Raw genomic sequence first — 14925 nt, forward strand, 5'->3', positions numbered from 1 at the left:
CGCGCGCGCCACGCCACTCAATGACAGGTCCACTCAATAAGAGAGTTTAACTATGTCATCACTCAGTGCGCTGCAACACCGTCTGGACAGCCAGTTTGACCGGGCGCAAAACCAACTCGACGATGCCACCATGAATGCCAGTGAGGGATACAGTCAGGCTGACAGTTTCGCTTTTTTTGAGGCCAGCATGGGATTGTCCAACGCCAGCTGGGCTGCCAGCCAGGAGCTGACGGTAAAGCACGGGCTGGCGAAAGCCATCATTAACGAGATCAACTGAATTGCAGCAGTGGGCGCAACACTGGCTGGACAATCCTGGCGAAGACCAGCGGTTAGTGGTGGATGAGGGCACCCTCTGGTTGCAGCAACGGGGAGGGCAGCTGTTTGCACTGGCCGAACTGACGGTCACTGCGCCGCTGGATGAGGCCTTTCTGGCGCGGGCTTTACAGCTGACAGCCCCGGCGCTGCGATATTTCGGTCGCGATGCCGCTGCGCTTGCTTTACAGGATAATAGTCTGGTACTAGTGTTAAGCCTCCGCGAGGCTGATGCTGATGCGGTGTGTGAACAGCTGGAGTCATTGCTGAATCAGCGTGACGTCTGGCAAACCATGCTGCAACAGCAGCGAAAAAAAGCAGCAACCCATGGCGCAGTGCCCTTGCACAGCCTGGCATTTTTACCAAGGGGAAACCATGGTTGATAAGATTAAATCGCGCGGGCTTTTGCTGGGCGCGTTATTAATGCTGTGCGTATCCCATCAGGCTGGGGCACAGGCCCCCTCCGACTGGAAAGAACAGTCCTACGCCTATTCTGCCTACCACACGCCGTTATCCACCGTACTTCAGGATTTTGCCAGCGGGCACGGTGTCGATTTACAGTTGGGCAACGTCGAAGATACCGAAGTCAATGGCAAGATCCGCGCCGATAACGCCAGCGCCTTTCTGGATCGTCTGGCGCTGGAACACCGTTTTCAGTGGTTCGTCTACAACAACACTCTGTATGTCAGTGCCCAGGATGAGCAAAGCTCAGAACGTCTGGAGATCTCGCCGGATGCTGCCCCTGATATCAAACAGGCGCTGAGCGGCATCGGCCTGCTGGACCCGCGTTTTGGCTGGGGAGAGCTGCCGGATGACGGTGTGGTGCTGGTCACCGGACCGCCGCAGTATCTTGAGCTGGTCAAGCGCTTCAGTGAGCAGCGCGAGAAAAAAGAAGACCGGCGTAAAGTGATGACCTTCCCACTGAAATATGCCTCGGTGGCCGACAGGACCATTCATTACCGCGATCAGACGCTGGTGATCCCCGGTGTGGCCACCATGCTCAACGAGCTGATGAACGGCAAGCGGGCTGCACCGACCAGCGCCAGCGGCGTTGAGGGCAGTATCGGCGTGCCTGACAACAACGCAATGATGCAGAACACCCAGTCACTGCTGGCGCGCCTTTCCAGCCGTACCAACGGCACCAGCCGCCCGTCTGACCGGGACAGCGGGGGCAGCAGCATTGACGATCTCAGCGGCCGCATCTCGGCGGACGTGCGTAACAATGCGCTGTTGATCCGTGATGATGACAAGCGTCGCGATGAGTATGCTCAGCTGATTGCCAAAATCGACGTGCCGCAGAATCTGGTGGAAATCGATGCGGTAATCCTTGATATCGACCGTACCGCACTGAACCGTCTGGAGGCGAACTGGCAGGCGACGCTGGGTGGCGTTACCGGCGGCACCTCGCTGATGTCCGGCAGCGGCACGCTGTTTGTCAGCGATTTCAAACGCTTCTTTGCCGATATTCAGGCGCTGGAAGGGGACGGTAACGCATCGATTGTGGCGAATCCCTCGGTGCTGACGCTGGAAAACCAGCCCGCAGTGATTGACTTCAGCCAGACCGCTTACATCACCGCTACCGGTGAGCGCGTGGCGGATATTCAGCCGGTGACGGCGGGCACCAGTCTTCAGGTCACGCCGCGCGCGGTGGGAAGCAGCGGGCACAACAGTATTCAGCTGATGATCGATATTGAAGATGGTCATGTGGAAACCAACAGCGACGGTCAGGCCACCGGCGTGAAACGCGGCACGGTCAGCACCCAGGCGCTGATCAGCGAAAACCGTGCGCTGGTGCTGGGTGGCTTCCATGTGGAAGAGAGCGGCGATCGTAGCCAGCGCATTCCGTTGTTGGGCGATATTCCGTGGATCGGCAAACTCCTTACCTCGACCCGCCATGAGATTTCCCAGCGTCAGCGCTTATTTATTCTGACGCCGCGTCTGATTGGCGATCAGACCGATCCAACGCGCTATGTGACTGCCGATAATCGTCAGCAACTGAGCGATGCAATGGAGCGTGTCGAGCGCCGTCACAGCAATGTCAATCTGCACGACGTGGTGGAGAACGCCATGCGCGACCTGGCCGAACGCCAGACGCCTGCCGGTTTCCAGTCGCAGCTGTATGGGCCGCGTTTAAGTGAAGTCTGCCAGAAAGTGCCGGGGCTGCTGTTCGATAACTCCCGTGCGCAGTGGTACACCGGGGCCAACGGCAGTGTGCAACTGAGCGTGGGCGTGGTGCGCAATATCACTAACAAACCGTTGCGCTTTGACGAGTCCAACTGTGCCAGCAAACGAACGATGGCGGTGGCGGTATGGCCGCGCAGTTCACTGGCTCCGGGCCAATCGGCAGAGGTGTATATGGCACTTAATCCAAACCGCGTGTTGACTGAATCACGTCAATCTTTAATCAGCCGCTGAGCAGAGGAACATCATGAAAAAAGCCTCTTTCGTCCTGCTGGGTCTGGCGCTACTGCTGACCGGCTGTGCCAAACGTCAGGATAACGGATTGTCCTGTACCTCCGTGGACTGCCGCCTACAGTCTGCTTCCCATCAGCTGGTTATCTGGTGGCAGCCAGAGTTACGTAATGGCGTGGCCGATTTTACTCAGGTCACGGTGAATGAGTAATTCGTGCCCGCAGGTCGGCTCGTTAGCGGCCCTGCTCAGCCTGTTGCAACTGCGCCAGAACTGTCGCTGGCCGGTGCAACAGGGGGTGGAGCTGCTGGTGTTGTGCGGTGAGCGTGGACGGGAAGTGATGCTCAACCTGCAACCGACCCACCTGCCGTCCGGACTTTTTCAACGCCTGCTGCGCCGTCGGGCGCAGCTGCCTGAGCGTTATGATGGCTGCTACCTCTGTGTTAACGCTGACCGAAATCTCTCCTGCTGGCGGCAACTTGATGAAGCGTCGGCAGACGACAGGCAGCAAATAGCGCAGTTGTTTAATCTGGCGGGCATCGAGCTGGCGGGTTGAGGCGCTTTTTTAATCGCGTGGATTTAACAGGCGTCTGGGGATAATTATTTCAATTATCCTGCATACGTTTATTCCGCAAGAAACAAGTTGTCGCAATCTGAATCGATAGTCAGACTTAAACCAGAGCCTTCAGGTATGATTTTAAGTATGCTTCTCCCAGTCCTGTCATACTTCTGGTAGTGGCCTTAGCGCTTCACTTCCGCTCAGCGTTTTTTCATGGCGTTCAAGCGACACCAGTTTTAACAACAATATAATATCTTGACCTTTCATATATTACCTCAGTGCCCTGTCCCTTGTCCCGGGACAAGGGACGAAGCTATTTTTTTGAACAGAAAAAGCAAGCAGAATTTTATTTTTGTTCGTCGCAGGCAGCATGTCGCGCCAGCCTGACCAGCAGGGCGTCGCGAGCAGAGGCAAAATGGGTGATGGCGGTGCCTGACGATGTGGCCGTATCACTGTGCGGAATGTCTGACATCGGGTAATCCGGCAAAGAATAACCATAGTGCCCTCGCGCTAAAAGGCGACAGAAAAGCACCAGGGTAATGGTATAAAAATCATTCAGATAATCACTCAGCCACACGGATCCTGCCGCAATTTCAGCCCGATTAACCCCTGACGGACAGTCCTGATGCGCGGGTCAGTCTTATCTTACTTAAACACATCAATGATTTGTGGGCAGCTCCTGTCCCTGCGCCATCGCTTATTTTTTCGCATTGCAGAGGAACCGCCACCGCTGTCACGGCACTCAATAGAGGCTTTGGCATGGCACGCATCAGGTGCTTCGTCCGCAGGGTAAATTTTCATTAATTCACAGAGGAAGATGGTATGAGTCTGAATACAAGTCCGCTGGGAGCGACCACGATGCAATTCAACGTCGGTGGTGCAGGTGGTAGCAACGGGTTGCTGGGTACAAGTTTGCAGAATGCAGGATTAAGCTCGAACTCTTCACCGGGTCTGGGCGGTAACAGCCAGAATGACACTATTAATCAGCTGGCAGGTATGCTTACCGGCATGATGATGATGATGAGCATCATGGGCGGCGGTGGTCTGAGCAGCCTGCTGGGTAATGGCTCTGGTAGCAGTTCAAATGGCGGTTTCGGTGGCGGTCTGGGTGGTCTGGGCGGCGGTCTGGGTACTGCTGCGGGTGGTGAACTGGGCAGCACGCTGGGCGGTGTTTTAGGCACCGTTGCTGGCGGCGCGCTGGGTGGGCCTCTGGGCGCGACCGTGGGTGGATCGCTCGGCTCAACGCTGGGTGGTACCGCTGGTTCAACGCTGGGCGGCAATACTGGATCGAACCTGGGTTCTGCACTGGATCAGGCGCTGGGTCTGGATCCAACCTCCTCTGGCGACAGCTCCACTTCCGGTTCTGACTCCAGTTCTGGCATGAGCCCGATGGAACAGTTAATGAAAATCTTCGCTGAAATCATGCAGAGCATGTTTGGCGATCAGGATGGCTCATCATCGGGCAGCAGCACCGGTAGCCAGCCAACCACCGAAGAACAAAATGCCTATAACAAAGGCGTTACCGATGCACTGACTGCCCTGATGGGTGGCGGCCTGAGCCAGAGCATGGGTAACAGTCTGGGTGGCGGTAACGGCCTGGGCGGTAAGACTCTGCAAAGCCTGAGCGGTCCGGCTGACTTCCAGCTGCTGGGCAATGTGGTGGGAACCGGTGTCGGTATGAAAGCGGGTATCGAAGCGCTGAACAACATCGGTACGCACAGCGACAGCAGCACCCGTTGTTTCGTTAACAAAGAAGATCGTGGAATGGCGAAGGAAGTCGGTCAGTTTATGGACCAGTATCCTGAAATCTTCGGTAAACCTCAGTACCAGAAAAGTGCCGGTTCAGAAGCCAAAACCGACACCAAATCCTGGGCAGAAGCACTGAGCAAGCCGGATGATGACGGTATGACGCCATCCAGCATGGAGCAGTTCAGCAAAGCCAAAGGCATGATCAAAAGTGCGATGGCGGGCGATACCGGCAACACTAACCTCCAGGCACGCGGTGCAGGCGGTGCGTCGCTGGGTATTGATGCGATGCTGGCCGGTGATGCCATCAACAATATGGCACTGGGCAAACTGAGCGCGGCATAAGTTGCGCAGGGCGGGCAGGTGCTGCCTGTCCGCCTCCCTTATTGGGTTAACGGCTGTAAAGCTCCAGTTGATTCCGGGCATTACATCAGGCTAACCCGTGGAGGACGGTCATGATAATACAAGATTTACTGGGCGCACTGGCAAGACGTCTGGAGACAGGTTCACTGTCGCTGGATGCCAATCAACTTTGCTGCCTGAAAGTGAACACGCTTGAGATGACACTGGAGTATATGGAACAGCAGAACTGGCTGTTTGTTTATCTCAACGTGGGTTCACTCTCTGCGGCACAGGGCAGCGTTCTGTTAGCCGATATTCTGGCTGCCAATCTGTTTCATTACGGCACCAGCGATGGAGCAGCCTTTGGTCTGGATCAGGAGAAAGACGAACTGCTGCTGTTTCAGCGTTTTCAACTGCCTTCAGTGGAGGAAGCCAGCTTTGTCAGTGCCTGCGTGCAGATGATTGAGGTGGCAAAAGTGTGGCAAAACAAGTTACTGCACAGCACGGCTGAGTCATCTTCGGCCCCGCGTATGCTGCCACAACAGGGATTAACCTTGAATATGGCGGGGAAAATCCGATGAATATTTTTCGTGCTATAACCGGTAATAAAAGCGCGACCCGAACGCCCGAACGCACCCCGACGGCGTCACCTCTCGCATCCCCCCTTGCATCACCGTTACCGGCAGGCCGGGCCGGACGATTACAGCGACAGAACGCTACGCTGTCCAACGATACCCGTTACAATGCCAGTTCCACGCCCAGTACGCCTGAGCACGCTCGCGCCTCCTCCCGGCATCGTGGCGAGGGCAGCAGTTCGTCGGCGCACTCCGCAGGTCAGGCCAGCTCATCGGCGGGTCCATCAATGGGCCTGATTCGCCAGGGCGGCCGTCGTGAGAATACCGAGCTGGCACAGTTCCACGACATGATGCAGGCTTCAGTAAAAATGTCGCGTAACGACCCCCTGCCGGAAAAACCGGAAAGAACACCGGACCGTCTTCAACAGAAGATGAATAGCGTTAACCTGCCGCAGCTGAAGAAGCTGAATAAAGATCTCTATGAATACGCCAAAATGGCGACCAACCTGGTTAATGAAAACGCCGGTGCCGATGCGATGCTTACCCGGATGGATAAAAAAATGTTGCCGCTGATTGCCGATGCGGAGAATGCCCGTCATCCGGGGTTGAATCTGCATGTCTTTAAGGGGCCGGACGAGTGTTTCAAAGCGATCAAAGAACAAAATAAAGAAGTCTGGAGCAGTAAAGAGCCGAAGAATATGCGCGTGGTCGTTCCACCAGGCAGAGGCATGCCGGATCACCATATCGCGATGGATGTGCAGTTACGCCCCGGTCATCGCCCGTCGATCATCTGTGTCGAGTCTGCGCTGCCTCATATGATGGAACCGATGAAGGTGGGGCTTGAACATGGATTAAAAGGGGCCAATGTAAAGATGGTAGGTCACATCGTTCAGGCCTCATCATGGGACTGCGCCATGTTTGCGTTAAATAATGCGCTGAAACTCTATAAGCACCATGATGAATACACTGCACGTCTGCATGCCGGTGAATCAAAGGTGCCCATACCGTCAGAGTTCATTAAACATGCGCAGTCAAAATCTCATGTCGAGGGTGGTCCGCGTGAGAATGATATTGTCTCGAAAGACAAAGGCGGCCTGCATGCCGAAACCCTGCTGCACCGCAATCTGGCCTACCGTGCACAGCGCTTTGATAAAGCCTACAGCACCTCGATTGAAGGCTTCCGCTTTCAGGAAATCGCGCGAGCCGGTGAGTTTCTGGCGGCGCAAAGAGGCAAAAAGTAGTCGCAGAAAGTCGGTCAGACGTCCTGACTTTTGATGTAAAAAAAGCACCGGAGTGACTCCCGGTGCTTTTTTATTGGCGCATGAATAATGCCAGTGCGTCGGCTCTGACCGACGCACTGGCACAACTACATCCTGCTGCGTGCCTGTTCTAACTGTTGCAGCTCCAGCAGCCGGTCGGCCAGATAACGGGTGATCCACCAGGCGGTCTGGCCCACGTCCGTGGCAGCGCCTTGCTCACCGTGCAGAAAATCGGCGTGCAGACTGTCAACAAACGCGCTCAGCTCAAAGCGGCCCTGACGTTGCGGCGTCGGACGACTCAACACCTGATGCAGCCGCTCCTTCACCTGAGCAATCGCCTGCTGAAAGGCCTGATACTGCGCCGGGGTAAGACGTTGCTGATTATCCACCACCTCCACCCAGCGAGTGACCGGGCGTTGCTGTTGAGAGGTCATCATGATGCCACCGCCGTCAGTTTCGCTGATGCCGGAACCTTGTAGTGGTTTTTAACGTTGTCCAGTGAGACATCACTGGTATTGACGTTCAGCCCTTCGCTGTCGCTTTTCACAAAGGAGAACTTGCCGTTCTGCGCGCTGATATGGCTCAGATTCAGATCCCAGTCGCCCTGCTGACCGCCGTTGGTGCGGACGAAGGTGCCAAAATCTTTCGCTTTCACATTGTTAACGGTCAGGTCGGTATCCGCATTCAGTTGCAGAATTTTATCTGAAGCGTTCTGGAAGGTGCTGTTGCTGATTTCAACCTTGGATTTCTTGCCCTCTTTATTGGCCTTCACGGTAATCGCATCCTCGCCAACATTGGTGACATGCAGATTATCGATTTTGGCATCACCGTACAGATGAATACCATCTGCGCCGTTATCACCGATCACCACGTTTTTCAGGCTGGCACCATCTTCCAGTTTGAACAGCGGTTTCTGGCTTTCGGACTGGCTGCCATCGCCCAGTTCTTTCCCGGCGGTGAAGGTCTGCCCTTTACCATCAAATACCTGGCCCGCTGGAACGACGATGGTGTCATGCACCACGTTGGGTTTGGTGCTGGCGGTGGGGAAGCCCACATCCTGCGCTGCGCCGGTGCCTGCGCTACCCAGCGGATCGGCCTGATCGCTGACCGGGGTGTGCGTGGTGGAACCCACAGCAGGATTGCCGGAAAGCAGCGAAGTGCCACCCTGACCGCTGGAAACCGTTGAGGCGCTGGGAGAGAATCCGCCGCCAGAGCCATCGGCAAGTGAAGTACCGCTAAAAGGAAAGCTGCCGGCCGATCCTCCGCCACCCGAGCCATCCGCCAGCGAGGTGCCGCCGCCGGAAGAAGATGAATCGTCACTGCCGTCCGGCTGACCAAACTGGCCATTCATGCCATCCATCATCTGAGCGATAAGCTTCAGTAACGCTTTCAGTAACGGATTATCGCTGATATTACCGCCGCCCTGACCGTCAGAACTGAGGCTCTGATCCAGCCCGTTGCTGCTCATATCATTCAGCGTTGACTGACTGTCATCCTGTGATGTGCCACTGACGCTGCCGTTCTGGCCCGACAGGCCACCAGCGCCACCCAGGCCGGAGAGCAGACTGTTGCCCGATGCGCCACTGGTCCCGCCGGTGTTACCCAGCCCGGATAGCGGACTGGTCCCATTAGCATCACTGGAGGAATCACCGCTCTGGGAGGAGAGCAGGGGCTTTAACAGCTCCGCCAACAGCTGAGCCATCTGTTCAATGGTTTGTTGATCAAAGGGCTGCTGGCCCTGGGAGGAACTTGCGTTATTACCGGTGGAAAGCCCGTGGTTCTCTCCGGGCTGCAAATGCCCCAGTGAGTACGGGATAGCGCTGTTAAGTGTCAGAGTTGACATGGATTTTCCCCTTTTTGAAGGTTAACTACCCGAGAACATGCAGCGTCGGCTGCCAGTGTTGAGTGGGACGCGCGTCTCTGAGGTTCCTCATTTTGTGCGGTAAAGGCAGGGTTTTTTTACTTCTGGCGGGAACCTTTGGCTTTAGCTCGCTACATAACTTTCATTAATGTTTTACGCGGGATGTTGGACGGGGGCAGGTCATGAAGTTGAGATTACATGGAACTGAACAGAAATCCGTAGTACAGAACGTTGAGCAGAAAAAAACCGGAAAGGGCGCTGCGCTGCAACAGGGCAGCAGCAGTACGCCGCAGGCCGCTGCCGGGTCGCTGGCGACCGATGGTAAAAATCGTGGAAAGCTGCCCGATGTCCATCAACAACCCGCAGGGCAGGATGGCAAAAGCGCCGGTCGCCAGCAGAAAAAATCGTTCAGCCTGAAAAGCATGTTCGGGTTTAAAAAGTCTGAGAAAACCTCAGCACAGACCGCCACCTCCAGCGCGGCACCTCCCGAAGCTGGCCGCAGCCGACGTCCCACCCTGGGGGATTTACTGGCAGAGCCTCAGGCAGAAGATGAGCCTGAAACCGCCGCGCCGCCCGCCGCCGCGCGTCTGACCCGTTCCGGTGGTGTGAAACGCAACAGCCTGGGGGATATGAACGGTCGGCCGATGGTAAAAGAGGGCCACAGCGACAGCGTGCCGACGCATCTGAAGCACCAACAGTTGCAAAACTTCAGCCAGATGCGCCAGAACATGCTGAGCAGAATCAACCAGCCTTCTTCCACCACGGCCAGCCAGACGCCGGTCAATATCCCTGTCAGTCACCACGAGATTGAAGAAGAGCCGCTTTCCCCTCCGACTACGGCCCATATTCCCGGTAGTCACCATGAAATCGAAGAGCTGCCACCCACGCCGCCAGGCAGTCCCGAAACGACACACGGTGCGGGTGAAACACACGGTCATGGCCACCACCAGCAGATTGAAGCGCATCAGCCCACTGCCGCCACCCCTTCCGGCACCTCAGAAATTACCGAGGAAGATGACGACAGTGAGTTTGAGCAACTGAATCAACAGCGACTGGCACGCGAGCGGGAAAACCCCACGCAGCCGCCGCGGCTGGGTGTACCAACGCCAATATCCCGTAAGTTCCAGCCAACCCTGTCCCCGATTGCCGAGAGTATGTTGGAAACGGAAAGCAGCATAAAACCGTCGTCCCTGCAGGGACCGTCGAAGCTGTCTACCACTCCCATCGCCCCACTGGGCATGACGCTGACGAACGGTAAATTGCAGCTGGCCGCCAGCAATTCTCCGGCGATCAATACGTTACTGTCACAAACGCTGGGTAAAGAGGATCAGCACTATCTGGCCCATTCGGCCAGCAGCGATGGTCGCCAGCATCTGCTGTTGGACAAGCAGGGGCGGCTGTTTGATATCAAAAGTCACGAGAGCGGCTACAGCGTGCTGCATAACAGCCAGTCCTCTGCTATCAGGACAAAGCTGGCGCAGGTTGGCGATACGCCAGTCAGTCTGGAAAATAACAACGGCAAAATTCAGATCAGCATCGGTACTGACGGCAAGAATAAGCTGAGCGTCAATCAGCCGGGCGATGTTCACCGATCCCTGCTCAGCGGCGTCTGGCAGCACCCGGCAGGCGGGGCGAAACCGCAAGGAGAGTCGATTCGTCTGCATGACGATAAGATCCATATTCTCAATCCGGAAATTGGCACCTGGCAAACCGCCGGCAAAGAGTCGCACGGCCAGCTTTCCCGTCAGGCCGATGGCAAACTCTATGCGGTGCAGGACAGCCGGACGTTACACAACCTGTCCGATAACCATACCTCCGAAAAATTCGTCGATAAGATCAAATCCTTTGCCGTCAGTGAGCATGGGCAGGTGGCCGTATTGACCGATACTGAGAGCCCGCATCATATCTGTCTGATGCCGTCGTCCAGTGCTTCTCCGGAAGAGCGTGTCCAGTTCAGCCTGCATCTTGCCGATACCATGCAGATGCTGAAGCGCGGTGAACCGCATCTGGAAACCCAATTGATTGGTATCAGCAATGGCAAGCTGTACGCCGCCGATAGCGAGGGCAAACTCTACAGCGGCGTACTGTCGCAGGTCAGGGATAACGAGCTGCCGATGAAGAGCATGTCACAAAAGGTGCTCAAACAGCATTTCGGACATGACCACCGTATTGAAGGCTTTTTCACTGACAATCACGGTCAGTTGAATGCGCTGGTGAAAGATAACTTCAGGCAGCAGCACGCCTGCCCGTTGGGCGACGATCACCAGTTCCATGCGGGCTGGAACCTCAGCGACACGCTGGTGATCAACAGCCATCTTGGCCTGCAAAATGTTAACCCGGAACCGCACCAGATTCTCAATATGGGGCGTGAAGGCAGCCTGACGCTTCAGGAAGGGAAGGTTCACTACTTCGACCAGTTGACCAAAGGCTGGACCGCCGCAGAATCAGACTGTCAGCAGCTGAAAAAAGGGCTGGACGGCGCGGCATATATTCTCAAAGAGGGTGAGGTCAAGCGGCTGGATATTAACCAGAGCACCTCCTCCTTCAGTCAGGGCAAAGACAACTTCTTTACGCTGCCGCATGTACGCAACAAGCCGGAGCCGGGAAGCGCCCTTCAGGGGCTGGATAAAGCCGATAAAGCTCAGGCGATGGCGGTGATTGGGGTGAATAAATACCTGGCGCTGTCGGAAAAAGGCGATATTCGCTCATTCCAGATTAAGCCTGGCACCCAGCAACTGGCGCGGCCGGCGCAAACCCTCAGCCGTGAAGGAATCACCGGCACCCTGAAGGATATTCACGTCGATCATCAGCAGAATCTTTACGCCGTAAACCACGACGGCGAGATTTTCCATCAACCGCGTGAGCAGTGGCAGAGCGGCGAAGCTGGCGGCAGCTGGCAAAAACTGGCGATGCCGCACAGTGAAAGTGAGCTGGAACGCCTGGAAATGGACCATGAAAACCAACCGGTCGCCACCATGACCGACGGCACCCTGCATCAGTTGCGGGAGGGTGAGTGGCACGCGCATACCGCACCAGAGCCTGCGCCGCTGGAAGTCGGCCAGCGTGGTTCGGAACAGGTATTTGCCCGCTTAAATCAGGGCCTCAAAGGCCGCCTGATCCCCGGAACCGGCGTGAACATGCAGCTTACCGCGCAGGTCGGCGGGCAGACCGGGATGGAAAACCGCAAAATCACCAGTAAATTCACCGATCGGGTGCGCGCCTATATTTTCAATCCAACCATGGCGACGCCGCGTCCGATCAAAAATGCGGCCTACAATATGCAGCACAACTGGCAGGGACGGCGTGGTCTGGGCTCAGTTTACGAAATGCAGGGCGCACTGATTAAGCAGCTGGAAGCGCACAACGTGCGTAACAGCGGCACGCAAATGGATTTGCACAGCAAAATGGAAGCGCTGGATTTAGGTGAGCACGGTGCGGCCTTGCTGAATGATATGAAGCGGTTCCGTGAAGAGCTGGAGCACAGTGCCGTTCGCTCGGCCACCGAACTGGGACAGCATCAGGGGGTGTTGAAAAGTAACGGTCAGATTAACGAAGAGTTTAAACCCTCAGCCAGCAAGGCGGTGATACAGAGCTTCAACGTTAACCGTTCGGGGCGCGACCTCAGTAAAGCGTTAGAAAAAGCGGTCAGCTCAGCCGCGCCGTCACCAGAAAGTAAGCTGCAAACGCTGCTCAGCCACTTCGTCAAAGCCGGGGTGAACATGAGTCACCAGAAAGGTGACGTACCGATGGGACGTCAGCGCGATCCCAACGACGAAACATCCCTCACCAAATCGCGGCTGATTCTGGATACCGTTACCATAGGCGATCTGCATCAGCTGGCGGATAAGGCGGCACTGGTATCAGGACATCAGCCCGATCCCGGCCAGATCAAGCAGTTACGTCAGCAGTTCGATACCCTGCGTGAAAAGCAGTATGGCGCTAACCCGATTAAGCAGTTTACCGACATGGGCTTCAGCCATAACGCACCGCTGGAGGCCAATTACGATGCGGTGAAAGCCTTTATCAACGCCTTTAAGAAAGAGCACCACGGCGTCAACCTGACCACCCGCACCGTGCTGGACACCCAGGGCAACGCTCAGCTGGAGAAAAAATTAAAAGACACGCTGTTGTCGCTGGACGGCGGCGAGAGCATTAGTTTCAGCCGTGCCTACGGCGGCAGCCTCAGCACCGCTTTTGTACCGACGCTGAACAAAATCCCGGTGCCGATTGTGCCCGGCGCTGGGATCACCCTGGACAGGGCTTATAACCTGAGCTTTGGCCGCACCAGCGGCGGACTGGACGTCACCTTTGGTCGTGACGGCGGGGCCACCGGCACCATCTCTGTCGCCACCGGCCACGATTTGATGCCCTACATGACCGGCAAAAAAACCACCGCCGAAAACGCCAGCGACTGGCTGAGCAAAAAACATAAGATCAGCCCGGATTTTCGTATCGGCGGCAGCATCAGCAGTAACATCCAGGGGACGCTGCAAAACAGTCTGAATTTCAAACTGACCGAAGAAGAGCTGCCTGATTTTCTGCATGGCCTGACGCACGGCACGCTGACGCCGACCGAGCTGATGAAAAAAGGGATTGAGCATCAGATGAAGCAGGGCACCAAACTGGTGTTCAACGTCGATACCTCAGCGGCTTTCGATTTGCGTGCCGGGATTAACATCACCAACGACGGCGCAAAACCTGACGGTGTAACCGCCCGTGTTTCCACCGGGGTAAGCGGTTCGGCTAACCTGATGACCGCCAGACGCGAACGCAGTACGCAAAAAGACGAGTTTGGCAGCACGGTCGCGGCCAGTGACAACCGTGCGACTTTCCTTAACTCGGCCAACGTCGGGGCCAACCTCACCTTCAGTGTGGGGGTCGCCCACGGTTTTACTCATGACGGTAAGGTCACCGGCAACGCCACCAAAGAGCCGGCTAAATCGGTCGGGACTTTCCCGGCCTTTACCTCGACCAACGTGGCGGTGTCGCTGGCGATGGATAACAGCACCACCCAAAGCATCAGCGTGGAGATGAAGCAGGCCGATCCGGTAACCAGCAACGATATCAGCGAGCTGACCTCCACGCTGGGCAAACATTTCAAGGACAGCGAGAGCACCAAACTGCTGGCCGACCTGAAAAAACAGGAAAACCCTGAACCCTCAAAGCAACTGAGCGAGTTACACCGCCATTTTACCCGCAATAAGGTCATCGGTGACGACAGATATGAGGCGGTACGCAACCTGGAACAGCTGGTACTGCGTCAGCAGGCTGCTGAAACCAACGTGATGGGATTGGGCTCGGCCAGGCACAGTACTTCTTACAGCAATCTGTCCCGGCTGGATGAGAACGGTATTGTGGATATGCTGAAGCAGCATTTTAACGCGGCCCTGCCACCCACTAATGCTACCCGTCTGAGCGCGATGATGGATAACGATCCGGTACTGAAGGGGTTGATCAAACAGTTGCAAAACACGCCGTTCAGTAGCGCCAGCGTCTCGATGGAGCTGAAGGATGGCCTGCGCGATCAGACGGAAAAAGCCATTCTTGACGGTAAAGTAGGGCGCGAGGAGCTGGGGCTGCTGTTCCAGGATCGTAATAACCTGCGCATCCGCTCAATCAGCGTCAGCCAGAATGTCACCAAAAGTGAAGGATTCAACACGCCGACGCTGTTACTGGGCGCCAGCAACAGCGCGGGCGTCAGTATGGAACGCAATATCGGCACCATTAACTTCAAATACGGTCAGGACCAGGACACGCCACGGCGCTTCACGCTTGAGGGAGAAATTGCTAAAGCCAATCCGGAAGTGGCATCGGCTCTCTCTGAGCTGAGAAAAGAAGGGTTTGAAATGAAAAGCTGACCG

General features: G+C 56.0%; 12 protein-coding genes. 9 read left to right on the plus strand and 3 right to left on the minus strand.

Annotated elements, in window-relative coordinates; all coding sequences use genetic code 11:
• Positions 1-52 precede the first annotated feature (52 nt).
• Genes AC3RPL_RS23630 through hrpV form a run of 5 tightly spaced genes read left to right on the plus strand, consistent with a single transcriptional unit; the run spans position 53 to position 3278 of the window.
• A complete protein-coding gene (locus tag AC3RPL_RS23630) occupies positions 53-277 on the plus strand; it encodes a serine kinase (protein ID WP_034936520.1) in 225 nt (74 codons plus the stop codon).
• Position 278: 1 nt separating this feature from the next.
• Positions 279-695: a type III secretion system chaperone gene (locus tag AC3RPL_RS23635; protein ID WP_490741751.1), complete on the plus strand. Its 417-nt coding sequence runs from the start codon at positions 279-281 to the stop codon at positions 693-695.
• Positions 688-2727 carry a type III secretion system outer membrane ring subunit SctC gene (gene sctC / locus AC3RPL_RS23640; RefSeq protein ID WP_490741752.1) on the plus strand — a complete coding sequence of 680 codons (2040 nt, stop codon included), beginning with the start codon at positions 688-690 and terminating at the stop codon, positions 2725-2727. The genes AC3RPL_RS23635 and sctC overlap by 8 nt, the downstream gene beginning before the upstream one ends.
• Positions 2728-2740: 13 nt before the next feature.
• Positions 2741-2935 (plus strand): HrpT family type III secretion system protein, encoded by a 195-nt coding sequence (gene hrpT, locus AC3RPL_RS23645; protein ID WP_490741753.1) that lies wholly within the window; start codon positions 2741-2743, stop codon positions 2933-2935.
• A complete protein-coding gene (gene hrpV, locus AC3RPL_RS23650) occupies positions 2928-3278 on the plus strand; it encodes an HrpV family type III secretion system protein (protein WP_490741754.1) in 351 nt (116 codons plus the stop codon). Before hrpT ends, hrpV begins: the two co-directional genes overlap by 8 nt.
• Before the next feature lie 349 nt (positions 3279-3627).
• Here the strand turns inward: hrpV and AC3RPL_RS23655 are convergent, their stop codons facing one another.
• On the minus strand, positions 3628-3858 hold the full coding sequence (locus AC3RPL_RS23655) for a hypothetical protein (RefSeq protein ID WP_490741755.1): 231 nt from the start codon (positions 3856-3858) through the stop codon (positions 3628-3630).
• Positions 3859-4103: 245 nt separating this feature from the next.
• On the opposite strand from AC3RPL_RS23655, the gene AC3RPL_RS23660 reads away from it, so the two are divergent.
• From AC3RPL_RS23660 to AC3RPL_RS23670, 3 genes are all read left to right on the plus strand, one after another.
• A complete protein-coding gene (locus AC3RPL_RS23660; RefSeq protein WP_490741756.1) occupies positions 4104-5372 on the plus strand; it encodes a type III secretion protein HrpN in 1269 nt (422 codons plus the stop codon).
• Positions 5373-5482: 110 nt separating this feature from the next.
• Positions 5483-5950 (plus strand): type III secretion system chaperone, encoded by a 468-nt coding sequence (locus tag AC3RPL_RS23665; protein WP_490741757.1) that lies wholly within the window; start codon positions 5483-5485, stop codon positions 5948-5950.
• Positions 5947-7185, plus strand: a complete 1239-nt coding sequence (locus AC3RPL_RS23670) for a YopJ family acetyltransferase (RefSeq protein ID WP_490741758.1) — start codon at positions 5947-5949, stop codon at positions 7183-7185. Before AC3RPL_RS23665 ends, AC3RPL_RS23670 begins: the two co-directional genes overlap by 4 nt.
• 125 nt (positions 7186-7310) lie before the next feature.
• Here AC3RPL_RS23670 and AC3RPL_RS23675 read toward each other — a convergent pair whose 3' ends face one another.
• Entirely contained in the window at positions 7311-7640 is a 330-nt protein-coding gene (locus AC3RPL_RS23675; RefSeq protein WP_490741759.1) for a DNA-binding protein, read from the minus strand.
• Positions 7637-9046 carry a pectate lyase gene (locus tag AC3RPL_RS23680; protein WP_490741760.1) on the minus strand — a complete coding sequence of 470 codons (1410 nt, stop codon included), beginning with the start codon at positions 9044-9046 and terminating at the stop codon, positions 7637-7639. Before AC3RPL_RS23680 ends, AC3RPL_RS23675 begins: the two co-directional genes overlap by 4 nt.
• Positions 9047-9246: 200 nt before the next feature.
• Here AC3RPL_RS23680 and AC3RPL_RS23685 point away from each other — a divergent pair, with 200 nt between their 5' ends.
• A complete protein-coding gene (locus AC3RPL_RS23685) occupies positions 9247-14922 on the plus strand; it encodes an AvrE-family type 3 secretion system effector (protein ID WP_490741761.1) in 5676 nt (1891 codons plus the stop codon).
• Positions 14923-14925 lie beyond the last annotated feature (3 nt).

The organism is Erwinia papayae (assembly GCF_058241465.1).